Below are 22,809 nucleotides of genomic sequence, written 5' to 3'. Positions count from 1 at the left end.
GGTGGGGTGGTGCGTGCAAACAAACCGGCCAAAACGGGCGGGGGGGGGGGTCATGGTGCCCCGGGCGGCGTGGTGTTGTTTGGGGTCTTTGTGTGCGGGGGGCCCCTTGGCGGGGGGGGGGGGGGGGGGCGGGCGGGGGGGGGGGGGGGGGGGGGGGGGGGGGGGCCCCCCCCCCCCCCGACTCGTCTGCCAAGGCCAAGCGCTTGAATGGTCCCGTCAATTCATCTGATCGTATGGATGTGTCATTCAAGCGATCCGGTAACTACCGGTCGGCGTCGGTGAACTTGATGACGCCGCGAATGTTCTTCCCTTCGAGCATGTCCTGGTAACCGGTGTTGATGTCGTCCAGCGCGTAGGTTTTGGTGACCATATCGTCGAGGTTGAGCTGGCCACTCTTGTACATCTTCAACAATAATGGGATGTCGTGACGAGGATTGCCACCGCCGAAGATCGCGCCCTGCAGGTCCTTCTGGAGCATCGTGAACAAGAACAAGTTCAGCTTGACGTCCATGTCCTCCATGCGTCCCATTGCAGTGACGACACAGCGGCCCGCTTTGGCCGTCAGCAACAGTGCAGCCTCGATATCTTCGCCGGTGATCTCACCGACGGTGATGATGGTCTTGTCAGCCATCAGCCCCCAGGTCAGCTCCATCATCGGCATCAAAGCTTCGGCTGCCGTGGCATATACGTGGGTGGCGCCGAATTTGAGTGCCTGATCTCGTTTGTACTGGACGGGATCGATCGCAATGATCTTGGATGCACCGGATTGCACGGCACCCTGGAGGGCGCTCATACCCACGCCACCGACACCGATGATCGCGACGGTGTCTCCTGGAGTCACCTTGGCGACGTTCACCGCCGATCCCCAACCCGTCGGTACCCCGCAACCGACCAAAGATGCGACCTCGAACGGGATGTGTTCGTCGATTTTGATGGCCTGGGTCTCGTGCACGGTCATGTACGGAGAGAAGGTTCCGAGCAAGCACATCGGGATGACGTTCTGCCCGCGAGCCTGGATGCGGTAGGTGCCGTCGCTGATGGCCATTCCGCTGAGCAGGCCCATTCCGAGGTCACAGAGGTTCTGGTGCCCGTTGGCGCACGCCGGACAATGTCCACATGAGGGGATGAAGGAGAGCACGACGTGGTCTCCTTCCTTCAATGTCTTCACCTCGGGGCCGGTCTTGATGACGACACCGGACCCCTCGTGTCCACCCATTACCGGGAACGACGGCATTGGCGTCGCACCGGTCACGATGTGGTGATCGGAGTGGCACATCCCCGCAGCTTCCATGCGGATCTGAACCTCGCCGGCCCTTGGGTCTCCGATCTCGATTTCTTCTACCGACCATGGCTCGTTGAGGCCCCACAGCACAGCGCCTTTGGTTTTCATCGCGATTCGCCTTTCACACGCCGATAGACCCGTTGTTCGGGCCGCTTGATGTTGAGTTCGACGATAGTCATACGAACGGCAAATTGGAACACGTTCTAGATTTTTGGTCAGTAATCGACGCAGGAAGCAAAGACCGTGCGAGCGAGACCGGAACCGGGTCCTCCGAAGAATGCGTTGACCCTGTCGACGATGACTGGCTGCGATGCAAGAATTGCTTGGCGCTGCCACACCGGTGCGGCCAGGAACGCCGCGAAACTTCCCGCCATCGGTGATGCGGCGAGTGCTGCTCCCTCTTCTTCGTCCTGTGCGTACGTGGCGGCAACGATCTGCGAGAACGAGCACGGTGTGTTGACCACGGTCTCGGCGGGTGTGGCCGTGGCGACGCCGCCGAAGAGCAGAGCTCCGACAGCAGTAGCGCCGAGCACGGTTGCGACCTTGGTTGTGGACAAGCGAGAGATCATGAATTTCCCCAATCGAGGTGAGCGTTGTGGTGGGATCGACAAGTGTTCGCCAGCAACGATATCGGCAGTCCAGGCTTCCTGTCGCACTGGAGGACATACTGGTAGAACGCCCGAAAACACCTATCTCGGCGGGTTATCGGTCGGTTCGGCCGTGAGAGGGACGACTCTCGTCGATAGGGTCGAGCTACTAGGGACAGGAGACCCGATGACGATCGCTTACGGCTCGTGCAATCTGTGTGAAGCGATGTGCGGACTCGAATTCACGGTCGAGGAAAATACGGTCACCTCGATTCGAGGCGACAAGGACGATCCGCTCTCTCGCGGGCACATCTGTCCGAAGGCACTGTCCTTGATCGATCTACACGCCGATCCCGACCGGTTGATCAAGCCTGTTCGACGCGAGGGCGCCGACTGGGTGGAGATCGAATGGAGCGAAGCGTACGGCCTGGTGGTCGAGGGCCTGGTGGCCACGCGTGAGCAGTACGGGTCCAACGCTGTCGGTGTCTATCAGGGGAATCCGAACGTCCACAGCCTCGGTTCGATGACGCACGGAATTCCATTCACGTCGATGCTGCGCACCCGCAATCGATACTCGGCCACTTCACTCGACCAACTCCCCCATCAGCTCGTGAATCACCTGCTGTACGGCCACCAACTGGCCCTACCGATTCCAGATATCGACAACACCGACTTCTTTCTCATCCTCGGTGGCAACCCGATGGCCTCGAACGGCAGCATGATGACGGTGCCTGACTTCGCACGTCGCGCCCACGATCTGCAGGCGCGCGGCGGCACTCTCGTGGTGGTCGACCCCCGCAAGACCGAAACTGCGGACATCGCGGACGTCCACCACTTCATTCGGCCCGGTACCGATGGGCTCCTGCTCCTCGCGTTGATCAACGTCGTCATAGCGGAAGGGACAACCCGGGTCGCGGACTATGTCGACGGCACCGAGGAGGTGGCGAATCTGGTCCGGGATTTCACTCCCGACGCGGTCGCGTCCGTCGTGGGCATCGCGGCTGCCGACATCGTGTCGCTGGCGACACAGTTCGCCACTGCGCGATCCGCGGTCGCCTACGGCCGAATGGGTGTCTCGACACAGCAGTTCGGCAGTCTCTGTCAGTGGGCGATTCAAGTACTCAACATCGTGACAGGCAATCTCGACCGGGTCGGCGGTGCACTGCTCACGGACCCTGCGGTGGATCTCATCCGGAAAAAGATCGTCGGCCGAGGGCATTTCGACAAGTGGCGCAGTCGTGTTCGAGACTTGCCCGAGTTCGCGGGCGAATTTCCGTGCTCGACATTGGTCGACGAAATGACGACCCCCGGCGACGGTCAGATCAGGGCCATGGCGGTGTTCTCCGGCAATCCGGTGTTGTCCATGCCGGGCGGCACCAGGTTGAACCAGGCCTTCGCCGACTTGGATTTTTTGGTGTCCTTCGACTTCTACATCAACGAGACATCACGGCACGCGGATGTGATTCTTCCGCCCACGATGTCGCTCGAACGTGATCACTACGACCTGATCTTTCAGTCCTTCGCTGTCCGCAACACGGCGAAGTTCATGCCGGCAATCCTGGCGAAAAAGCCTGGTGCGAAATCGGATTGGGAGATCTTCCGTAATCTCGGTATTCGCTATCGGGCACGCCTCGCCGGGTCGTCCACGCTCGACCGCCTTCGTACGCGCCTGACACCGAAATCGCTTGTCGCGGAAGTTCGGCTACGCCTGTCGCCACGACGAACGATCGATCTACTGCTCCGCAGTCATCGCGCCGGCCTCTCGGTGGCGAAGCTGAAGAAGTCTCCGCACGGCACCGATCTCGGCCCGCTCCGCCCCGGGTTTCCCGGAAAGCTGCAGACCCGGAACAAGCGAATAAATCTGTTGCAGGACATCATCATCGCGGAACTTCCGGCTCTGCGCGATCTCATGACATCGGCGGCGGTGCCCAGCGGAGATCAACTTCTGATGATCGGTCGACGGCATCTACGCAGCAACAATTCCTGGATGCACAACTCTGCGAGGTTGACGAAGGGCAAACCGCGCCATCAACTCTTGGCGCACCCCGATGATCTGCTCGAGCGCAACATCGAAGACGGCTCCGTGGTGTCGGTGGCCTCGACCGCCGGATCGGTGCAGATCGAAGTACTCGCGACCGACCGCATGATGCCCGGAGTGGTGAGCATGCCGCACGGGTTCGGACACCAACGCCCCGGCGTCGAATTATCCGTGGCGACGACGGTCGTAGGAGCGAGCGTCAACGACATCACCGACCCACACCGGGTCGACGCGGTCTCGGCCAACGCGATCCTCAATGGCGTGCCCGTCACCATCTCGCCGACATGACCGACCCCGCGGGCACACGTCGGCGATGCTTTGAAGTAGCATTCGTCACGGCTCGCTCGGTGCGAGATGGGGCGGTAGCTCAGTCGGTTAGAGCCGTGGACTCATAATCCATTGGTCGCGGGTTCGAGCCCCGCCCGCCCCACCGATAAGGACAGGCCAGGGGTCGGCTCGCAAGGTAGTCGTCAGGACTGCGGTGCCGTCCGGGCCGCAGTGGGGTCGTTTTCCGGCTTACGCGCACTTGTGGTACCTATTCGGGATGGTTATCGCGGCATTTGTGGTCTCCCTGGTCGCGCTCTCGGTCTCGGCGCTTATGGGCATTCGCAATTTGAGGATGTCGCAACTGTCGACGTCTACCAAGGTCCTGGTCGACCTGTTCACAGAACATCGTGGCAAACGACTTGCAGATGCGCGCGAGTTCATTCACTCAGAAGAGTTCAAGTCTTATGACTACAAGAGTGGCTTGAAGGGGATGCCGGAGGAAAAGATGCTCCTGGTGCGCGATCTTGCCTGGTTCTACGACAATCTCGGGGTTCTCGTCGCTTACCGCGTAGTCGATATTCGACCAGTCGCTGGATACCTCGGGGGTTCAGTGCTCGACGCCTGGCCACGACTTCTTCCCATTGTGAAGGCCGAACGCCGCGGACGAGTCAAGGCCGGCTGCAGCGACCCTGGGATTTGGCAGAACTACTTCGAGTACCTTTACGAGAGAATTCATGAGTCGAGGACACTCGACGCTGCTAGGATTCATCCCCAAAGACGCTGGTATCACGTCATACTAGGGCCGTAAGACTGCTCAATCGCACCGCGGGTCCGGAGACGTTCTGGTTCGACGACTTCGCAAGGTGCGTAGTTTGCGTTCATCGCAGCTCTTCAGTTCTTCGTGGCGATCTACGGAACCACGGTGACGGGCCAGCGTCCGCTTTTCACCAGCCGCACCGCGACGGACCCGAATATCCGGTGGCCTGCATGTTCGGATGCCCCGACGACGATGGCGTCGACCCGTAGTTCGTCGGCGATTGCGACGAGGCCGCTGTAGGGATCCCCCTGTGCGGTACGGAACTCCCATCGAATCGATTCCATCCGCGTGGTCGATTCTTTGATGTAGGCGAGAAGTTCTTCGGCGATCTGTTTGCCCGTCTCGACGAGCGGGATGCCAGTTTGACCCCATCCGGTGGTGAACAACTGCTGGACGTAGGCGAGAACCAGCAGGGAGTCTTGGCGTCTCGCCAGCCCCGCGGCGTATGCCGCTGCTCTCCATGCGGAATCCGACCCGTCGATTCCGACGAGAATCGCTTTCGGCCCGTCGACACCGTATTCGAAGGTGTGCGCTTGGTTGTCGCGAGTTTCCGCTGACTCATCCACGTCTGCAGGTTACTCAGCAGCACTACGTAACTCGCTGATACCCACCCCAGACCCCATTGCCGGGTTCTAGTCTGGACTTCCGCTAGCGGCCCACCGACGAGAGGTTCGTTTTCATGTCCAAGATCGTCCGCTCGGCCACAGTCGGGTTCTGCTGCATCGCTGCTGCGACGCTGTCTCCTGCGCTCGCCGATGCCACTCCGCCGTCGGGCGTCACGGCCGAGACGCTGGCGCACGTATCGTTTCCGCTCATTCCCGGCAGTGTCGACCTTGCCGGAACCGACTTCACTGCACGCAAGATCACGATCGCGCCCGGTGGCTCCACTGGATGGCATTTTCATGACGGCCCGGTGTACGCGTATGTCGAATCTGGTGTCCTGACCAGGACCCTGACGGATTGCAGCGAGGTGTCGACCCCGGCAGGCAACGTCGTCGCAGAGGATGTCGGGGGCAACCACGTACATGAGGGCATCAATGCCGGGACTGTTCCGGTCGTTCTGTACGCGGCGTACATCGAGCCTCCCGGTAAGCCGTTCGCAGAGGATGCGCCTGCTCCGCCGTGTGCCTGAGCCACCTGACGCTGGATCGGAGCTGTGCGGTCGGTACTCTTGTAGGTCGGATGTGGCTCCTCGAGAAACGGGCAGCGCACGGAAAGCATTCCTTTTTTCGAACGGAGTCTTGATGAACGACGACTCGATTCTCGACAAATCGGCCACGGCCGACCCCGCGACGGTCTTCGCCGCACTTGCGGACATCGTGTATCGCGGTCGGGCAGCGGACGAGGTCTACACGGCCATCTGCGTTGCGGCGACGCTGCTGGTACCCGGGTGCGATCATGCCAGCCTGATGCTGACCGGACGGGGCAAGCCGGTGACGGTGGCGGCTTCGGATCAGATCGCACGGGTCGTCGATGACATCGAGCGCGCTACCGGCGAAGGGCCCTGCCTCGACGCGATCACCAGCGAGGCAGCCCAGATCGAATCGGACTTCAACACTCCCGGGAAGTGGCCGGCCCTTGCCCGTGGTGTCCTTGCGCGGACGCCCGTGCGTGGCGCAATGGGTTTTCGATTGATGCTCGACAGCAAGAAGGTAGGCGCACTCAATCTGTTCAGCGACACCGCCGGCCGATTCGACAGCGACACCGCTGACCGGGCAATCGTGGTCGCAGCGTTCGCGGCCGTTACGGTTGCCGCCATCCTCAAAGGCGAACAGGCCGACACTCTGCGTCTCGGCCTAGAGAGCAACAGGGAGATCGGCAAGGCCATCGGCTTGTTGATGGCCATGCACGAGGTCACCGACGATCAGGCTTTCGAGATGCTGCGCAAGACATCTCAGGATATGAACGTCAAGATCGCTGCGTTGGCGCGATCGGTAGTCGAGTCGCACACCCGGAGCTTGCAGCCCTGAGTGACCGACCACTCGGGTTGTGTGCAGCCGGTCTCCGCGGACTGCACACAACCCCGGCGGGCTACTCGCTCGGAACCATGGGTCCCGGAGCGTCGACGCGCTTGGGCAGCGCGAACACCAGCAGCAGTGCCACGACTCCGAATGCCGCGCTGACAGACATCGCAATCGATGCCCCGTGCATGAATCCGCTGGCTACGGTCTCCGGTCCGGTGATGTTCAGATTGCCGAACAGAACGCTGCCGATGACCGCGATACCGACGGCGCTACCGATCCGCTGCATCGTAGCGATGACGCCACTCGCGGCGCCTGCATCTGCTCGGTCCACGGTTGCCACGATGAACTGAGCATTCGGGGCGATGAACGCTCCGTTACCCAGACCGCCGATCAGCATGGGCAGCAACAGTTTCCAGTTGGTGAGATCGGCGGCATCGGTGGTGGCCAGGACGAGCCACATCCAGATCAGGCTGATCGCGACGAACGAGGTGCCGATCAACAGAACTGTACGACCAAGCCTCTGTGTGAGCCGGTTGCTCTGGGACGCGGCGATGATGCTGCCGATAGCGAACGGAAGCATCACGATGCCGGAAGACAGTGCGGAGTTTCCGAGCCCGCTCTGCCACAGCAGCGAGATGGTGAAGAAGATACTGGTGAACGACGCGAAGTAGACGAGCGCGAGAATTGTCCCACCGGTGAAGGCGGGGTGAGCGAACAGCTTCGGCGGCACCAAGGGGTTGTCACGACGCTTGGTGTAGAACACTTCCCACGCGGCGAATACGGCGATGAGAACTACACCCGACACGATCGAGACATAGGTCCAGACCGGCCAACCCTGGTCCTGTCCTTCGATGAGCGGGACCAACAGTGCGACCAGACCTGCCGTGATGAGGATGAGCCCGATCCAGTCGATCCCAGTCTTCGCCGTGGCCGTTCGGTTCTCCGGGCGCCCTGGAAGCAACAGTGCAGCAGCAACGAGTCCGACGATTCCGATCGGTATGTTCACCCAGAACACGCCACGCCAACCGTTTTCATCGCCGAAGGCTTCGATGATGAGACCGCCTGCAATCGGCCCCAAGGCCGTCGAGACACCGATCACTGCGCCCATGATCGCGAAAGCTTTGCCACGCACCTGAGCTGGGAACAGGAGTTGGATGAAGGCCGTTACGGAGGGGACGAAGATTCCGCCTGCGAGTCCCTGCACGATTCGCGAGATGACCAATTGAAGGTCGTTCTGTGCGAGGCCGCAGGCAAAGCTGGCGACGGTGAACAGTGCCAGTCCGGTGAAGAAGACCCACTTGTGGCCGATCCGGTCGCCGATCTTTCCTGCCGGTATCAGCGCCAGCCCGAAAGCAAGGGCGTATCCGGAGATAATCCACGCAAGCGTTGCCTCGGAGGCGTCGAGGCTCGTGCTGATCGTCGGAAGCGCAACGTTGACGATGGTCGTGTCCAGCAAAGCCATGAACATCCCGAGCAGCAGTACAACCAGTGCCTGCCATGCGCGACGTGGCACTTCGACGGGAGGCGCCGATACCCGTGAGCTGTTGTCGGTCATCTTGTCTCGCTGTTCTGTGTTCAGGTGGGAAGTGGGGGGTGAATTCTGTGTCGTTCGTCGGCGAGAATGCCCGGTAATGCAGCAACGAACCCTTCGTGCCAGTCGATCTCTGCCCGCAGACGATGTTCGCGATGCTCGAGCGCGTAGGTTTCGGCCAATGTCAGATACGGATGCGCTTGCTCGTTCGCATCGACGGTGGTCCGAAGGAGGTCGTTCAACAGTCGGACCCGTTCCGCAATCACCTCGGGTAGGTGGTCGAGCCGGTCGGGGTCGAGCCTGGTCAGAGCCAAATCGAACGGGTCGGGGCGAAGCACGAAGTTGGACAGGCCCTCGCTTTGCAAAGCTCGCAACTGCTCGCGCCCACGCTCGGTGATCGCATACACCTGCCGGGCCGGGAAGTTCCCGTCCTGCTCGGTCCGCACATCCGCGATCAGACCCTCGGCATGAAGTCTCTTCAGCGCACCGTAGAGGCCTCCCACCGAAATATCTGTCCACATCTGCACATGTTCTTCTTCGGCCAAGAGACGAAGTTGATGACCATGCATCTCGCCTCGTTGCGCGAACGAGCCGAGAATGAACAATCGGATCGAAGACACGCGAGTACTCTTGCACGAGTACTTATTCGTGTCAAAATCCGCTTCACCGTCACTGCGGTGCCACTGTGAGGACAACGTCACGTCGGGCTAACTGATGCGTCATCGACGTGAATCGTCCGGTGCGCATCGTGGGAGTCGTGTTGCCAACGCCCCTCGATATGTCCCCAAGTGATATCTCGATAGTCACGCACACCGTCAAGACGGTATGCGCGTACTGCGGCGTGGGTTGCGGGATGAAACTTCAGATCGAACAACGCCAGAATCACCCCTCGACCATCACCACCTCGGTCGGTGACAAGTCCCATCCTGCCAATTTCGGGCGCCTTTGCACCAAGGGCTCGACGACGTCGGACATGCTCGCTGCGCCCGGACGCCTCGACGCCGCGCGTGTACGGGCCAATCGCGGCGATGATCCGCAACCGGCGGACACGAGAAAAACGATCGAGCGAACGGCGCGGAAGCTGCGCGCACTGATCGACGAGCACGGTCCCGACGCTTTTGCGCTGTATGTCTCGGGACAGATGTCCATCGAGGCGCAGTATCTGTCCAACAAGTTGGTCAAGGGTTTCATCGGAACCAATCAGATCGAATCGAACTCTCGCCTCTGCATGGCGAGCGCGGGCACCGGTTACAAGCTCTCGCTCGGCGCAGACGGGCCGCCCGGGTCGTACGAGGATTTCGATCATGCCGATGTCTTTTTGGTGACCGGGGCCAACATGGCCGACTGTCACCCGATTTTGTTTCTGAGGATGATGGACCGCGTCAAGCGCGGCGCGAAGTTGATCGTCGTCGACCCTCGGCGGAATGCGACTGCCGACAAAGCCGATCTTCACCTGAAGCTCGCGCCGGGGACGGACTTGGACCTGCTCAACGGAGTGCTGCATATCCTGCTGGCGGAGGGGCTGACCGACGACAGATTCATCGCCGAGTTCACCGATGGCTGGGACGTCATGGAGGACTTTCTGGCCGACTACACACCGTCTCGCGTGAGTACCAGGACGGGTATCCCCGAGGCCGATCTGTACACGGTCGCACGGTGGATCGGCGAGGCAGAGAACTGGATGAGCTGCTGGACAATGGGACTCAATCAGTCGACGCACGGGACGTGGAACACCAATGCGCTGGTCAATCTGCACTTGGCGACCGGGGCGATCTGCAAACGTGGCAGCGGACCGTTTTCGCTCACCGGCCAACCGAACGCCATGGGTGGCCGCGAAATGGGTTATATGGGACCGGGTCTTCCCGGCCAGCGGACAGTGCTGATCGACGAGGATCGAGCCTTCGTGGAGGACAGGTGGAACCTCCCATCCGGCACGCTACGTACCGATGTCGGTGCGGGCACCATCGACATGTTCTCCCGGATGGCCGACGGGGATATCAAGGCATGTTGGATCATCTGCACCAATCCTGTTGCGTCGGTAGCTAATCGAAAGACGGTCATCGCAGGCCTCGAGCGGGCCGAATTGGTGATCACCCAGGATGCATTCGCCGACACGGAGACCAATGGCTATGCCGACGTCATCCTCCCGGCGGCCCTGTGGACAGAGTCCGAGGGCGTCATGATCAATTCCGAACGGAATCTCACTCTTTTCCAGAAGGCCGTGGACGCTCCCGGCCAAGCTCTGCCGGATTGGCAGATCATCGCGTTGATGGCGTGCGAGCTCGGCTACTCCGATGCGTTCACCTATTCGTGCGCAGAGGAGATATTCGAGGAGATCAAAGAGTTCTCCAACATCAGGACCGGATACGACTTACGCGGGGTCACCTATGAGCGACTCCGTACGACGCCGCTGCAGTGGCCGTGCCCACCGGACGACGACGAGGATCGCCACCCGATCAGATACCTCAACGACGGCGTCAGCCAACCTCTGCGCACGCTCGACGACGGCAGTACCCCGCGCTTGTCCTTTCCCACGCCATCAGGTCGGGCGCAGTTTTTCGCCCGGCCATCGATGTCACCAGCTGAAATGCCGGACGACGACTATCCCTTCCTGCTCAATACCGGCCGCCTGCAACATCAATGGCACACGATGACCAAGACCGGGAAAGTGGCGAAGCTCAACAAGCTCAACCCGGGTCCTTTCGTCGAGATCCATCCGCGCGACGCCGAGCGCCTAGGGTGCGAGTCGGGTGACCGGATCGAGGTCGCGTCGCGCCGCGGGCGGGCGGTACTGCCCGCGCTCGTCAGCGATCGGGTCAGGCCAGGCGACTGCTTCGCACCGTTCCACTGGAACGATTCGTTCGGTGAATACCTGTCGATAAACGCGGTGACCAACGACGCGGTCGATCCGTACTCACAGCAGCCCGAATTCAAGATCTGTGCGGTCACTCTGACGAAGTTTCTTGCAGCGCAATCGCAGTCGTATAACGCCCCTGAGCACGGAGGAAATGCCTTGTCGCCGATCGACGCCTTTGCAGACCTCGTGGGCGATGTCTCCGGGCCCTCGCTGCCCCTTCCGCTGATCGAGCAACGCTATGTGGCGGGCCTGTTGGCCGGATTACGCACGGACGCCGGGCGGAGTGCCGCAGGAGTTCCCACTCTGCCGACGACGACGCCATTGTCCGCAGAGACTCACGCCTGGCTCGGCGGCATGCTCGCCGGCTTGTTCTCACGCAGCGCCACCACTGCGGCGCCGCAGACACCCGTTCTCGTCGATTCGGCCGGGGATAACAAAGGCAATGACGAACCACCGGTACTCGTACTGTGGGCTTCCCAGACGGGGACGGCAGAAGAATTCGCGTCGAGCTGCGTCGAGCATCTCCGGTCGACGGGTCTTCTCGTCGAAGAGCACGTCATGGAGAACTTCGCACCAACCGAGCTGGTGCGGTACCGCGATGTGCTCCTGATCAGCAGCACTACCGGCGACGGCGACGCCCCCGACAACGGCACGTCCTTCCTCGACGGACTGTCCGGCGACAGCGCTCCCGATCTGTCCGGAAACAGATTCGCTGTTCTCGCCCTGGGTGATTCGAGCTACGAGGACTTTTGCGGAAATGGTCGACGTCTCGACAGTCGATTCGCTGAACTGGGCGCGCAGCGTCTGGTGGGACGCGTCGATTGCGAGCCGGAATTCGAGGAAGCGGCGTCGGTATGGCTGGACCGCGTGGTATCCAGACTGGGCACACCGCCGCCGATGCAACCCGCCGCCTCCACTGGAAGCACGTTGGCTACCGCTGCGCTCATCCCGACTTACGGGAAGAAGGCACCGCTGACAACGGCTCTGGTGCGCAACACTGTTCTGACGGTGACCGGGTCGCGAAAGGATGTCCGCCAGTTCGGATTCCACCTCCCCGACGGCACGTTGAGCTACGAGGCAGGCGATGCGCTCGGTGTGTGGCCGCGCAACAGCGTCGCACTGGTGGACGAGTGGCTCGAATTGACGGAGCTCGACGGCGATAGCGTCGTAAATATCGCCGGGCACGATGCGATGCCTCTTCGCAACGCCCTACGTGAGCGGTTGGAGATCGCAAAAATTTCCCCGGATCTATTGAAGTTCATCCACTCCCGCACGCGCGACGACGACCTGGAACGCTTGTTGATGCCGGAGAGCAAGAAGGACCTGCAGGATTGGATCTGGGGCCGTCAGTCGGTCGACGTCCTGACGCATCTTCCGGTGCGGGCGGGAATCGACGAATGGCTCAGTGTCCTCAAACCGCTTCAGCCGCGGCTCTATTCGATCTCTTCGAGTCCCAAGGAGAATCCGCGGGAAGTGCAGCTGACAGTGTCCACAGTGCGTTACAACATCCATGGCGTCCCTCGACGCGGTGTCTGCTCGACGTATCTGGCCGATCACGCCGAAGGTGAAGAGGTCGGCATTTTCGTGCAGAAGTCGGCGCACTTCAAACCACCGGAGGACCCGGCCGCGCCGATGATCATGGTCGGGCCCGGCACCGGTGTCGCCCCGTTCCGCGCCTTCCTGCACGAGCGTCGAGCACGCGGACACACCGGACCGAACTGGTTGTTCTTCGGCGAACAGCATGCCTCCACGGACTTCTACTATCGCGAGGAACTGACCACGATGCTCGACGACGGGTCGCTGACCCGGCTCGATCTGGCTTTCTCACGTGATCAGAGCGCGAAGGTCTACGTGCAGGATCGTATGAGCGAACATGGTGCTCAGCTATGGGAGTGGCTCCAGCGTGGTGCGCACTTCTACGTGTGCGGCGATGCTTCACGAATGGCAAAAGACGTCGACAGTGCCTTGAAAGGCATTGTTGCTCAACATGGTCGGCTCGCGCCCGCCAGCGCAGAGGCTTACGTCAAAGCGTTGGCGGCAGAAAAGCGTTACGTGCGGGACGTGTACTGACTACCATCGTCCTCGTGACCACGCTGCCCGGCCGCCCAAATACCGCACTGCTCGTCGTCGACGTGCAGATCGATGTCATGGCCAGTTCGATCGGATCCGAGCCGATTATCACCAACATCGTCAGATTGGTGGACAGGGCACGCGCGCAGGACGTTCGGGTCGTCTGGGTGCAACACTCCTCCGATCAGCTCCCCCGGGGCAGTGCTGGATGGGAGTACGTCCCCGAACTCGTGCGGAATGCGTCGGAACCGCTGGTCCACAAGACCTACGGCGACGCGTTCGAAGACACCGAGCTCGAGTCTATTCTGGCCGAGGCTGCGGTCGGACGATTGATCGTGGCAGGCGCGCAAACGGACCAGTGCATTCGGAGCAGCCTGCATGGCGCCCTTACACGCGGTTACGACACCATTCTCGTCAGCGATGCGCACACGACGGAAGACCTCACCGAGTGGGGAGCCCCTCCCCCGGCAGAGGTCGTCTCGCACACCAACCTGTACTGGAGTTTCCAGACCGCACCGGGACGGGAAGCAGGGACGATCGACACCGAATCCGTCGTGTTCTGACGCGACCTGGCTGATCGTCAGTCCGGGATTGCTGCCACGTCGGGGGCGACGACGCCGAACAGATCTGCGATCGACGCCAGGCTCGCGGCCTGGAGTGCGCCGGCGTCGACGCCGCCTGCACCGGGCAACGACCGGGTGGCTGTGGTGCTGGCGACGACTGTCGGACTGTAGCCCAGGCTGAACGCTCCCCGGGCGGTGGAGTTGACGCACATATGTGTCATGAATCCGGCGAGCAGCAGATTTTCCACCCCGAGCGCACGCAATCTCTCGTCGAGGTCGGTACTCACGAACGAGTTCGGGTAGTTCTTCACGATCACCGATTCATCGCCGCGGGGAGCGACTCGCTCGACGATCTGACCGATGTCGGCGCTGATGTCGTACGGACTTCCGACCCCGGCGTCGTGCATGATGTGGAAGATCGGGGTACCAGCGCTGCGAGCCCGGTCGAGTAGGTCGGCAGCGGCATCCAATGCAGGTCGAACCCCGACGAGTTCCAAGACACCCTGGGTATAGGTGTTTTGAAGATCGATCATGATCAAGGCCGAATCGGCGAGCGCAGACGGCGCGTCGGGCATTCCGGTCAGTTGGCGAAGTGTCGCGTTGTCGGTCATTCTTACATCCTCCTGGATGCTCGGAACTCGGACACCGAACCTAAGTCGGCGCAGGTTGCTTCCCCGTTGCAACCCGCACCGATCGAGCGTCAGCCCAGCAAACCCGCAGTACGAAGCGCTGCCCGGACGTCCTCGTAATGCCACTCGTCGAGCGGAACCAGAGGAAGCCTGATGCCTCCGGGCATCAATCCCATCTCCGCCAGCGCCCACTTCACGGGAATGGGGTTCGGTTCGGCGAACAGGGCCGTGTGCAGGCCGACGAGCTTCGCATCGATTTCCGACGCACCTTCGGAGTCACCGGCCAGCGCAGCTGCACACATCCGAGCCATTGCCTCCGGTGCAACGTTCGCGGTCACCGAGATGTTGCCGTGGAAACCGGCCAACATGCTGGCTCTGGCCGTACCGTCGTCACCCGAATACAAAGCGAATTCTCCGAGTTCGAGAGCAACCAATTCGCGGACGCGATCCAGGTCGCCTGCGGCCTCTTTCAGGCCGACGATGTTCGGGATCTCCGAGAGCCTGGAGACAGTCGAGGGCAGCATGTCGCACCCGGTACGCGAGGGGACGTTGTACAGGTACTGAGGGATGTCGACGGCTTCTGCGACCGCACGGAAGTGCCGGTACAGACCTTCTTGCGGGGGCTTGTTGTAGTACGGAGTAACCAGCAGCGCACCATCGGCTCCGGCGGCCTTGGCAGCCCGAGTGAGGTGAATCGCCTCGGACGTCGAATTCGCGCCGGTTCCCGCAATGACCGGAATCCGCCCGGCAACCACGTTGATGGTTTCTCGAATGATCTCGGTGTGCTCGGCCACCGAGAGCGTCGACGATTCGCCGGTGGTGCCGGCTGCAACGATCGCCGAGGTTCCGCCACTGACCTGGCGCTCGACTAGCTCAGCGAACGATGCATGGTCGATCTCGCCGCTATCGGTCATAGGCGTGACAATTGCAACGATGCTTCCGGTGATCACAGCGTGACGCCTTCCGTCCAGAGTTCGATCTACGACGGGAATGGTAGACGAACGCGCCGACGCCCGGGCTTCGGCCATGTCCCCCGTGTTCGCGGCGCCGCTGGGCCGGCCGAACCAGGCCGCTGTGGTTGACTTGAATTTCAACCGAAGGGGCCCTGTGAACCAGCTCAACGTCGCAGCCACAACGCGGCCGCTCGAAAGCCCGATGGTCGTGTGGACCGAGAACGGGCAGGAGCGCTCGGCGCGGTGGCGTTCGGAGAACAACGCTCCGCCGCCGAAGGCCATCGAAATCGTCGGCGACGACATCACCGCCGATGTCGCGTACAAACGGGCGTCGATCGGTGAGTCCCTACTGTGGCGTGGCGATTTCAACAATGCACGCCAATTGCTGAAGGCGATCACCCGGCGTGCCGAGCCCCGGGCACGACGGCCGTCGTCCACTCCGGCACAGGACTTTCATCTTCATCGACAGGATCAGGCGCGGCGAGCGCGCACTCTCGGAATGCTGCTGGTCGAACTCGATTCGAATTTTGTTCTGAATTACGGCAGAGCACCCGACGTCGCACTCGCCGCCCGTGAGGTTTACGGCGAGGCTTCCGTACCGTCATTGCTCTCGCTTCGAGAACTGCTCAGTCTCATCGGTGCGCACGAATGGCGACGCAAAGGTGTTCACATTCCTGCGCTGGACACCAGCATCGAGCCACACTTCGGCGTCTTCTCGCCGCTGCGTGGCGAATACGTGCAGCTCGTGGCGAACACTCCCCTACCCGACGGAACGACCACGGCCTTCGACATCGGTACCGGCACAGGTGTTTTGGCTGCTATTCTGGCGCGACGCGGTGTCGCCGACATCGTCGCGACGGATCGTGATCCCCGGGCGGTTGCGTGTGCCACCTCCAATCTCGAGCGACTGGGTTTCGCCGAAAGCGTCGACGTGCGGCTCACGGACATCTTTCCTGCCGGACGTGCATCCCTGGTGGTGTGCAATCCGCCGTGGATTCCCACGAAACCGACCTCTGGTATCGAGCACGCGATCTACGACCCGGGAAGCCGCATGCTGCGGGCTTTCCTCGATCGGCTGCCCAAGCATCTCGAACCCGGCGGCGAGGCCTGGCTGGTGATCTCCGATCTGGCCGAACTCCTCGGTCTCGCGACCCGCGAGGATCTCCTCTCGGCTATCGACCGCGCCGGCTTGGAAGTACTCGGCAGAACGGACACCGCGCCGACGCATTCTCGTGCGCGCGACACCGACGATCTCTTTCACGCCGCGCGGTCACGCGAGACGACGTCCCTGTGGCGACTGGCTGCACGCTGACCGACCGACCCGGTCATCTCACCCGTGCCGCCTGCGGTACTCCGCTTCGGCCCCGGGATGAAGAGGGATAGCGCCGGTCATGACGAGCGACCGGGAGTCGAGGAATTGGCTACCGATCGCCTGTCGGGGAACCAGCGACGACGACTGATCGAGCAGCAGGCTCACCAATTCCGCCACAGTCCGGTCCGGCACGTCCGGATGGGCCAGCAGCAGGTTCGGGATTCCGACGGTCGTCACTTCCGGATGTTCGCCGTACACGTCCGCCGGTACCAGGACCGATTCGTACGCGGTCCCGAACTCGCGCCTCAAGTCCGCGACCACGGCGCCCAGATCGAGTAACCGGATCGCCATCGGCGGGTCCGCGAACGCCGGGGTCGGCAATCCCCCAGCCCACATCACGGCGTCGATCTCGTTGTCGGACAACGCATGTGCCGCCGAACTCATCGACATCTGGACTTCGCGGACCGCACCCGGCCCGGACAGGCCCGTAGCGTCGAAGATGCGCTGGGACACCAGGGTGGCACCGGATCCCGGGGCGCCGACACTCACCGGCCGTCCCCGCAGATCACTCACCGTCTCGATGCCCGAGTCGGCACGCACGGCGACCTGGAAGTAGTTCTCGTACACGCATCCCACCGCCACCAAATCTCGACTCGGATGGCTGTAGGCGGCGTCGGCTAACGTAAGTGCCAGCTCGGCACGTCGGGAGTCCAAGGCCTTCAGGTTGTCGAGGGAGCCCGCCGTGGTCAGCGGAACGACCTCCGCCGTAGCCGTCGCGGTGGCCGCGTCGGCGAGCAGGCCCGAGAACTCCCAGAAGAAGCCGCCGATCTCACCTGATGCGAGACGGAGTTGCGGTGGCGGATCCGACGCGCAGGCAGTGCCCACCGCGGCGGCGCTCACAGCCAGCAGTCCCGCCCGCAGCGCGGCTCTGCGGGAGAGCAACGCTGCGGGCGGGACCATGTTCGTCACTGTAAGGCGTGGCAGATCACTCGAACGCTCGACCCTGCTCACGGTCGAGAACGGTCTCGGACTTGTTCCGCAGAACGAAGATGTAGACCAGTAGCGATACTGCGATCACCACCGTCACGTAGACGATGAACCAGGTGACCTGTCCGCTGTTCTTCGCCGCCTGGTAGATCAGCGGGGCGGTGCCGCCGAACGCAGAGTTCGCGAGCGCGTAGCCGAGACCGACGCCGAGTGCGCGCACGTGGGAGGGGAACAACTCGGCCTTGACGATCGCGTTGATCGAGGTGTAGCCGGTCAAGATGACGTAACCCACGCACACCAGGGTGACCGATGCGAAGACGGACGTCGCCGTCGGAAGATACGTGATGAGGAAGTAGGTGTACAGCACGCCGCCGATTCCGAAGAAGATCAGGAGCGGTTTGCGACCCACCTTGTCGCTGATCATCCCGCCGATGGGCTGCAGAAGCATGAGGAAGACCAGGCCGAATAGGTTGATCCACGTTCCGGTCATCCCCCGGTCCTCGTATGCGGTCCTGATCATCGAGGGCGCGTTGACGCTGTAGGTGTAGAACGCGATGGTGCCACCGGCCGTCACCAAGAAGCAGACGAGAAGTGCGCGCCAATGGTTGCTGAGAAGCTCCCTCATCGAACCGGAGGCTCGATCAACTCCGCTGCGAACGGCGGCGAGCTGATCCTTCGTCAGCGATTCGTCCATGCTGCGCCGCAGCCAGAAGACGACCACGGCCGCGACACCGCCGATGAAAAACGCGATGCGCCAGCCGAATTCCTCCATCTGCCCGCGATCGAGAAACACCTGCATGATCAACAGGGTCACCTGCGCGAGAACATGCCCGCCGACCAGCGTCACGTACTGGAACGAGGAGAAGAAGCCACGACGCTCACGGGTGGCTGCCTCGGACATGTAGGTCGCCGACGCACCGTACTCACCGCCGGTGGCGAAGCCCTGGACCAGACGGCTCAGAATGAGGATGATCGCCGCCCATACTCCGATGCTCTCCCGTCCCGGGGTGAGTGAGATGACCAGCGAGCACGCGGCCATCAACGAGACACTGAACGTGAGTGCAGCGCGTCGACCGTTCCTGTCCGCGTAGCGGCCGAAGAACCACGAGCCGACCGGTCGCATCAGGAAGGTGACCGCGAAGATCGCGTACACGTAGAGGGTCGAGTTCTTGTCCGCCGAATCGAAGAACTGATTCTCGAAGTACGTCGCAAAGACGGTGTAGACGTACACGTCGTACCACTCGACGAGATTGCCCGACGATCCCCGCAACGTGTTGTAGACGGCGCGACGGGTGGCAGCGGGAGAGGAGACAGTCGGGGTCGGGCGCGACGGATCGGCGATCGAGGTGGCCTCGTTGGCCATGGGCTGGTCCTTCCACAGAGTGCTGTTGGGCGGATTGCCATGGAGCGAAGCGGCAACCGGAGTCCCCATACTGTGACCGCAGGCACAGCCCAAAACCAAGCTGTTCCGACTTTCCTAACACTCCCTTAGGAAAGTGAGCTTAATTTTCAAACCCGAGGGTCGACGCGCACTCACTTCGATAGTTCCGCCGGCCCGCTCGGTCAGCGCGTGGACGATCGACAAGCCGAGACCGGTGCCTTCACCGTGGGCGCTCGATGCCCGATAGAACCGATCGACGATTTTCGGGAGTTCGTCGGCGGGCACACCCGGCCCGCTGTCGGACACCCATACGGTGACGTGGCCTTCGCTTGTTCGGTGGCCGATTTCGACGTCTGCACCGGCGTCTGCATATTTCGTCGCGTTGCTGAGTAAGGCGTCGAGAATTCGAATCAGGTCGTCCTCCGATATCGCGGCAAGGGTGTTCTCCTCGGGGCTTTCTACGTGCACACCGATCCCCGCCATTGTCATTGTGCTCGACCAGAATTCGACACGAGCGGCGATCGCCGCTCCTACGTCGCACCCGGTTGTCTGCTTCGTGAAAGGCGTCTCGGCGGCGGCGAGAACGAGTAGATCTTCGACGACGGTAGTCAGACGGTCGACTTCGAGTGTGGTCTTGAGATGTGCGTCGGCTGCCGAATCGGGCACCTTCATGCCCAGCACATCCATGCGGATTCTCAGTGCCGCCAAAGGGTTACGAAGGGCGTGGGCGGTGTCCGCCACCAGTCGGCGCTGCGCAGCCGTCGCTGCTTCGACGTCGTCGGCCATGGCGTCGAACGCACTGGACAGTTCTCGAACTTCCGGCGGCCCCACGTACTCCGCGGGCTTCGACATGTGGGAACCAGCACTCGGCAGCTGATCGTGGAACTTGTCGCCGAACGAACGGACACGCGAGGACAGTGCGGTCAGTGGACGAACGACCCAGCGCGACAGGGCAGCAGCGATCACCGCGACGGTAGCAAGAATCAGCAGGGCCCCAACAGCGATGACCAGCCATACCACCGCGACGTCCCTGCGGACGGCATCAGTGGACGCAGCGATCACCACGGCGCCGTCGACCTGCGTGCCCCCGCCGACCGGGGCCGCGATCAACACCGAGGACTGCGACCATGGCGTCACACTCGACGGGAGGTGCCCACGTTGGTTCCGCAGCGCTCCTGCTATCGCCTGCTGCACGTCGGCTCGCTCGATGTCCAGCCCTGCCAGCGCACGCGGCGATCCGGTCCGATCGACGATGACGATCCCCTCGTCGTACAGACTGTTGTATCGCTGCACGGACTCTCGGAGTCGAGGTACACCGGATTCGCCTTCTCGTGAACTGAGTTCGGCGAAAAAGGTTGCTGCAGCGGCCCGGTTCTCGCCGAATCGTTGGGCGCGTTCGCGGCCGACCAGCAACCCAAGGGGCACCGATAGTGCGAGGACGACGACGGTGGAGTAGATCATCAGCACCACCAGGACACGGCGCCGCATCTCACGTGTCCCAGCGGTAGCCGAAGCCGCGGATGGTGACGATGGTGCCGGGTCGCGCGAGCTTGGAACGCAACGCCGTCATGTGCACGTCGAGTGTCCGTGAGATCGCGACGTAGGCGTCACCCCAGATGGCGTCCATCAGCTGTTCCCGGCTGACCGCTTCACCGCGTCGCGTCACGAGATGAGCGAGGAGTTCGAACTCCTTGGTCGTCAGCGCAATGTCGCGTCCGTCGACTTGCGCACTGCGGCCGATGAGATCGACGACGATGTCGCCGAGAACCAGACCGCCGATGGCAGGTTCGCTCGACGCGATTCGACGCCGCGCCGCCACCTCGAGTCGCGCGTGCAGCTCCCCCAACCGAGCGGGTTTGACCACATAATCGTCCGCCCCGCCGCGAAGGGCCCGGACCACCGAGCGTTCGTCGTCGCGCGCAGTCAGCACCACCACCGGGACCGAACTCAACGTCCGAAGCTTGCGGAGAACCTCCAGGCCGTCCATATCCGGCAGACCGAGATCGAGCAGTACGACATCCATGTCGTGGTACCTCAGCAACAAATCGGCGCCGCGGCGCATGCGGACAGGCGCATGTCCCACCTCGGTCAGCGCGTCGAACAGCGCGTCACCGACCCCGTCGTCGTCCTCCACCACCGCTATACGCATCCACGCCAACATAGGCCAGCGTGGCAAGGGTTTGAACTGCGCCTCCTCGACGTGGTGAAGATGCACTCGCCAGATCACGTTCGGAGCACGCAGTTCTTCGGCGTTGACCTTCCGGCGAAGTGCACTATGGAGTGATGACTGATCTGTCCGGCAAGGTGTTCGTCGTCATCGGTGCCACCGGCGCACTGGGTTCTCGCATCGCGAAACTGCTCGCCCAACAGGGTGCGTCGCTCACCATCAGCGGGCGGTCCGGCGAGGGACTCGACGCGCTCGGGATCGAGAGCGCGCACAAAGTCACGGCAGACTTGCGTGAACCCGATGCGGCGCGGTCAGTGATTGCGGAGGCGAAAGACCACCATGGTCGCATCGACGGCGTGGTCATCTCGGCCGGCGTCGCTGCATTCGGTCCGATTGCCGAGATCGACGACGACACCGTGGACGACCTGGTGCTCATCGACTTCCTTGCCCCGCTGCGGCTACTACGGGCAGCGCTGCACGTCGTGGAAGAGGGCGGGGTGATCGTCGGGATCAGCGCAGTGCTGGCCGAGCAACCGGTCGCCGGTATGGCGACCTACTCCGCTGTGAAGGCTGCGGCATCGACGTTGTTCATCGCGGCAGCGAAAGAGGCGCGACGTAGCAAGATTCGCGTGGTCGACGTCCGGCCACCGCACACTGAGACCGGCCTGGCCGGTCGCGCGATCGCAGGTAACGCGCCGAAAATGCCCACAGGCCTGAGCCCCGAGGTGGTCGCCGACCGTGTCCTCGCGGCGATCGTCGGTACCGACCGCGAAGTGGCCAGCACCGATTTCAGCTGAGTCGACGCCGGGGGAACCGCCGGGTTCGGCGTGTCGAGTGCAGTGCAGATCTCTGCGGAATGAGGCCCGCGCCGCTCGGTCTCGACTACCAACCGAGCCACACAATCAGTTATCGAATCCTCCAACAGATAGCTCGGCCGATGCCCAAACGTTCTGAGAAATAGGACGAAGGGCCCTATTTTTACGCCCTGACGTGCACCGATACTGAAAACTACCGACTTCCGAGTTGGCACACCGGTGGCATTCAGGTCAGCCGTTGGTCGATCCACCGACAGTCCGAGGAGCAGACAAAATGATGTATTGGCATGGCAACGATCCCAGTGGGTGGAGTTATGCGTTGATGATCATCGGGATGGTGGTGTTCTGGGGTGTACTGATAACCGGAGTGCTTCTGCTACTCCGATCGCAGGGGGCTCGTGGATCCCAGCCGACGCATCCCCCCGTGCTGTACACCGCTGAGCAGTTGCTGGCTGAGCGGTACGCCCGTGGTGAGATCGACGCGGACGACTACCGCGCACGACTCACCACTCTGCGCCAACAGTAAACAAGTCCAACGCACCCGAAATTGGTGCTGCCCTGCCAGTTGTGGCTGCTCGCAACATTGACA

The 22,809-nt window shown here is 62.2% G+C and carries 20 protein-coding genes and 1 tRNA gene; 10 read left to right on the top strand and 11 right to left on the bottom strand.

Annotated features, from left to right (window positions below; all coding sequences use genetic code 11):
- Positions 1–262: 262 nt before the first annotated feature.
- Both ABIB36_RS14090 and ABIB36_RS14085 read right to left on the bottom strand, forming a co-directional pair.
- On the bottom strand, positions 263–1,390 hold the full coding sequence (locus ABIB36_RS14090; RefSeq protein WP_084346708.1) for an NDMA-dependent alcohol dehydrogenase: 1,128 nt from the start codon (positions 1,388–1,390) through the stop codon (positions 263–265).
- Positions 1,391–1,497: 107 nt separating this feature from the next.
- On the bottom strand, positions 1,498–1,839 hold the full coding sequence (locus tag ABIB36_RS14085; protein WP_256895589.1) for a hemophore-related protein: 342 nt from the start codon (positions 1,837–1,839) through the stop codon (positions 1,498–1,500).
- Positions 1,840–2,056: 217 nt separating this feature from the next.
- Between ABIB36_RS14085 and ABIB36_RS14080 the strand changes: the two genes are divergently transcribed.
- The 3 genes from ABIB36_RS14080 (at position 2,057) to ABIB36_RS14070 (ending at position 4,982) form a co-directional block, all read left to right on the top strand.
- Positions 2,057–4,195 carry a molybdopterin-dependent oxidoreductase gene (locus ABIB36_RS14080; protein WP_354561932.1) on the top strand — a complete coding sequence of 713 codons (2,139 nt, stop codon included), beginning with the start codon at positions 2,057–2,059 and terminating at the stop codon, positions 4,193–4,195.
- A gap of 68 nt (positions 4,196–4,263) precedes the next feature.
- Positions 4,264–4,337 (top strand) — tRNA-Ile (locus ABIB36_RS14075).
- A 114-nt stretch (positions 4,338–4,451) separates the two neighbouring features.
- Positions 4,452–4,982 (top strand): DUF4760 domain-containing protein, encoded by a 531-nt coding sequence (locus tag ABIB36_RS14070; RefSeq protein WP_143542105.1) that lies wholly within the window; start codon positions 4,452–4,454, stop codon positions 4,980–4,982.
- 101 nt (positions 4,983–5,083) lie between these two features.
- Here ABIB36_RS14070 and ABIB36_RS14065 read toward each other — a convergent pair whose 3' ends face one another.
- The gene (locus tag ABIB36_RS14065) at positions 5,084–5,557 is read right to left on the bottom strand and encodes a universal stress protein (protein WP_354561928.1); all 474 of its coding nucleotides are present in this window, start codon (positions 5,555–5,557) and stop codon (positions 5,084–5,086) included.
- Positions 5,558–5,670: 113 nt separating this feature from the next.
- Between ABIB36_RS14065 and ABIB36_RS14060 the strand changes: the two genes are divergently transcribed.
- Entirely contained in the window at positions 5,671–6,123 is a 453-nt protein-coding gene (locus ABIB36_RS14060) for a cupin domain-containing protein (RefSeq protein ID WP_084346713.1), read from the top strand.
- A 112-nt stretch (positions 6,124–6,235) separates the two neighbouring features.
- Positions 6,236–6,961, top strand: coding sequence for a GAF and ANTAR domain-containing protein (locus ABIB36_RS14055; protein ID WP_084346714.1), 726 nt, complete (start codon positions 6,236–6,238; stop codon positions 6,959–6,961).
- A gap of 61 nt (positions 6,962–7,022) precedes the next feature.
- Here ABIB36_RS14055 and ABIB36_RS14050 read toward each other — a convergent pair whose 3' ends face one another.
- Positions 7,023–8,510, bottom strand: coding sequence for an MFS transporter (locus ABIB36_RS14050; protein WP_354561924.1), 1,488 nt, complete (start codon positions 8,508–8,510; stop codon positions 7,023–7,025).
- A 20-nt stretch (positions 8,511–8,530) separates the two neighbouring features.
- Positions 8,531–9,106, bottom strand: coding sequence for a PadR family transcriptional regulator (locus ABIB36_RS14045; RefSeq protein ID WP_256895592.1), 576 nt, complete (start codon positions 9,104–9,106; stop codon positions 8,531–8,533).
- A gap of 158 nt (positions 9,107–9,264) precedes the next feature.
- On the opposite strand from ABIB36_RS14045, the gene ABIB36_RS14040 reads away from it, so the two are divergent.
- Together ABIB36_RS14040 and ABIB36_RS14035 are read left to right on the top strand one after the other, a co-directional pair.
- Positions 9,265–13,413: a bifunctional nitrate reductase/sulfite reductase flavoprotein subunit alpha gene (locus ABIB36_RS14040; protein WP_354561960.1), complete on the top strand. Its 4,149-nt coding sequence runs from the start codon at positions 9,265–9,267 to the stop codon at positions 13,411–13,413.
- A 14-nt stretch (positions 13,414–13,427) separates the two neighbouring features.
- Positions 13,428–13,976, top strand: coding sequence for an isochorismatase family protein (locus tag ABIB36_RS14035; RefSeq protein ID WP_354561922.1), 549 nt, complete (start codon positions 13,428–13,430; stop codon positions 13,974–13,976).
- Positions 13,977–13,993: 17 nt separating this feature from the next.
- On the opposite strand, the gene ABIB36_RS14030 is transcribed toward ABIB36_RS14035, so the two are convergent.
- The gene (locus ABIB36_RS14030) at positions 13,994–14,587 is read right to left on the bottom strand and encodes an isochorismatase family protein (RefSeq protein ID WP_354561920.1); all 594 of its coding nucleotides are present in this window, start codon (positions 14,585–14,587) and stop codon (positions 13,994–13,996) included.
- An 89-nt stretch (positions 14,588–14,676) separates the two neighbouring features.
- The gene (gene dapA / locus ABIB36_RS14025) at positions 14,677–15,519 is read right to left on the bottom strand and encodes a 4-hydroxy-tetrahydrodipicolinate synthase (protein ID WP_502944933.1); all 843 of its coding nucleotides are present in this window, start codon (positions 15,517–15,519) and stop codon (positions 14,677–14,679) included.
- 241 nt (positions 15,520–15,760) lie between these two features.
- On the opposite strand from dapA, the gene ABIB36_RS14020 reads away from it, so the two are divergent.
- Positions 15,761–16,870 (top strand): methyltransferase, encoded by a 1,110-nt coding sequence (locus ABIB36_RS14020; RefSeq protein WP_354561957.1) that lies wholly within the window; start codon positions 15,761–15,763, stop codon positions 16,868–16,870.
- Positions 16,871–16,888: 18 nt separating this feature from the next.
- Here ABIB36_RS14020 and ABIB36_RS14015 read toward each other — a convergent pair whose 3' ends face one another.
- The 4 genes from ABIB36_RS14015 to ABIB36_RS14000 form a co-directional block, all read right to left on the bottom strand.
- On the bottom strand, positions 16,889–17,830 hold the full coding sequence (locus tag ABIB36_RS14015; RefSeq protein ID WP_354561915.1) for a TAXI family TRAP transporter solute-binding subunit: 942 nt from the start codon (positions 17,828–17,830) through the stop codon (positions 16,889–16,891).
- A 25-nt stretch (positions 17,831–17,855) separates the two neighbouring features.
- Positions 17,856–19,220, bottom strand: coding sequence for an MFS transporter (locus tag ABIB36_RS14010; RefSeq protein WP_354561912.1), 1,365 nt, complete (start codon positions 19,218–19,220; stop codon positions 17,856–17,858).
- Positions 19,221–19,334: 114 nt separating this feature from the next.
- Complete coding sequence (locus ABIB36_RS14005) at positions 19,335–20,726, bottom strand: sensor histidine kinase (protein WP_354561910.1); 1,392 nt, start codon at positions 20,724–20,726, stop codon at positions 19,335–19,337.
- A 1-nt stretch (position 20,727) separates the two neighbouring features.
- Positions 20,728–21,387 (bottom strand): response regulator transcription factor, encoded by a 660-nt coding sequence (locus tag ABIB36_RS14000; RefSeq protein ID WP_084346797.1) that lies wholly within the window; start codon positions 21,385–21,387, stop codon positions 20,728–20,730.
- Between the two features lie 134 nt (positions 21,388–21,521).
- Between ABIB36_RS14000 and ABIB36_RS13995 the strand changes: the two genes are divergently transcribed.
- On the top strand, positions 21,522–22,202 hold the full coding sequence (locus ABIB36_RS13995; protein WP_084346720.1) for an SDR family NAD(P)-dependent oxidoreductase: 681 nt from the start codon (positions 21,522–21,524) through the stop codon (positions 22,200–22,202).
- 292 nt (positions 22,203–22,494) lie between these two features.
- Positions 22,495–22,746, top strand: a complete 252-nt coding sequence (locus ABIB36_RS13990; RefSeq protein ID WP_084346721.1) for an SHOCT domain-containing protein — start codon at positions 22,495–22,497, stop codon at positions 22,744–22,746.
- Positions 22,747–22,809 lie beyond the last annotated feature (63 nt).

The sequence above is a fragment of the Rhodococcus sp. UYP9 genome, from assembly GCF_040547235.1.
Classification (GTDB): domain Bacteria; phylum Actinomycetota; class Actinomycetes; order Mycobacteriales; family Mycobacteriaceae; genus Rhodococcoides.
The sequence above is the reverse complement of the archived record's forward strand: the minus strand, read 5'-3'. Positions and strand labels throughout refer to the sequence as shown.

Coding starts and splice junctions, on each gene's coding strand:
- ABIB36_RS14010 (WP_354561912.1), bottom strand. CDS start 19,220: ATGGCCAACGAGGCCACCTCGATCGCCGATCCGTCGCGCCCGACCCCG.
- ABIB36_RS14040 (WP_354561960.1), top strand. CDS start 9,265: ATGTCCCCAAGTGATATCTCGATAGTCACGCACACCGTCAAGACGGTA.
- ABIB36_RS13990 (WP_084346721.1), top strand. CDS start 22,495: ATGATGTATTGGCATGGCAACGATCCCAGTGGGTGGAGTTATGCGTTG.
- ABIB36_RS14030 (WP_354561920.1), bottom strand. CDS start 14,587: ATGACCGACAACGCGACACTTCGCCAACTGACCGGAATGCCCGACGCG.
- ABIB36_RS14020 (WP_354561957.1), top strand. CDS start 15,761: ATGGTCGTGTGGACCGAGAACGGGCAGGAGCGCTCGGCGCGGTGGCGT.
- ABIB36_RS14060 (WP_084346713.1), top strand. CDS start 5,671: ATGTCCAAGATCGTCCGCTCGGCCACAGTCGGGTTCTGCTGCATCGCT.
- ABIB36_RS14005 (WP_354561910.1), bottom strand. CDS start 20,726: ATGCGGCGCCGTGTCCTGGTGGTGCTGATGATCTACTCCACCGTCGTC.
- ABIB36_RS14070 (WP_143542105.1), top strand. CDS start 4,452: ATGGTTATCGCGGCATTTGTGGTCTCCCTGGTCGCGCTCTCGGTCTCG.
- dapA (WP_502944933.1), bottom strand. CDS start 15,519: ATGACCGATAGCGGCGAGATCGACCATGCATCGTTCGCTGAGCTAGTC.
- ABIB36_RS14055 (WP_084346714.1), top strand. CDS start 6,236: ATGAACGACGACTCGATTCTCGACAAATCGGCCACGGCCGACCCCGCG.
- ABIB36_RS14050 (WP_354561924.1), bottom strand. CDS start 8,510: ATGACCGACAACAGCTCACGGGTATCGGCGCCTCCCGTCGAAGTGCCA.
- ABIB36_RS13995 (WP_084346720.1), top strand. CDS start 21,522: ATGACTGATCTGTCCGGCAAGGTGTTCGTCGTCATCGGTGCCACCGGC.
- ABIB36_RS14090 (WP_084346708.1), bottom strand. CDS start 1,390: ATGAAAACCAAAGGCGCTGTGCTGTGGGGCCTCAACGAGCCATGGTCG.
- ABIB36_RS14015 (WP_354561915.1), bottom strand. CDS start 17,830: ATGGTCCCGCCCGCAGCGTTGCTCTCCCGCAGAGCCGCGCTGCGGGCG.
- ABIB36_RS14080 (WP_354561932.1), top strand. CDS start 2,057: ATGACGATCGCTTACGGCTCGTGCAATCTGTGTGAAGCGATGTGCGGA.
- ABIB36_RS14000 (WP_084346797.1), bottom strand. CDS start 21,387: ATGCGTATAGCGGTGGTGGAGGACGACGACGGGGTCGGTGACGCGCTG.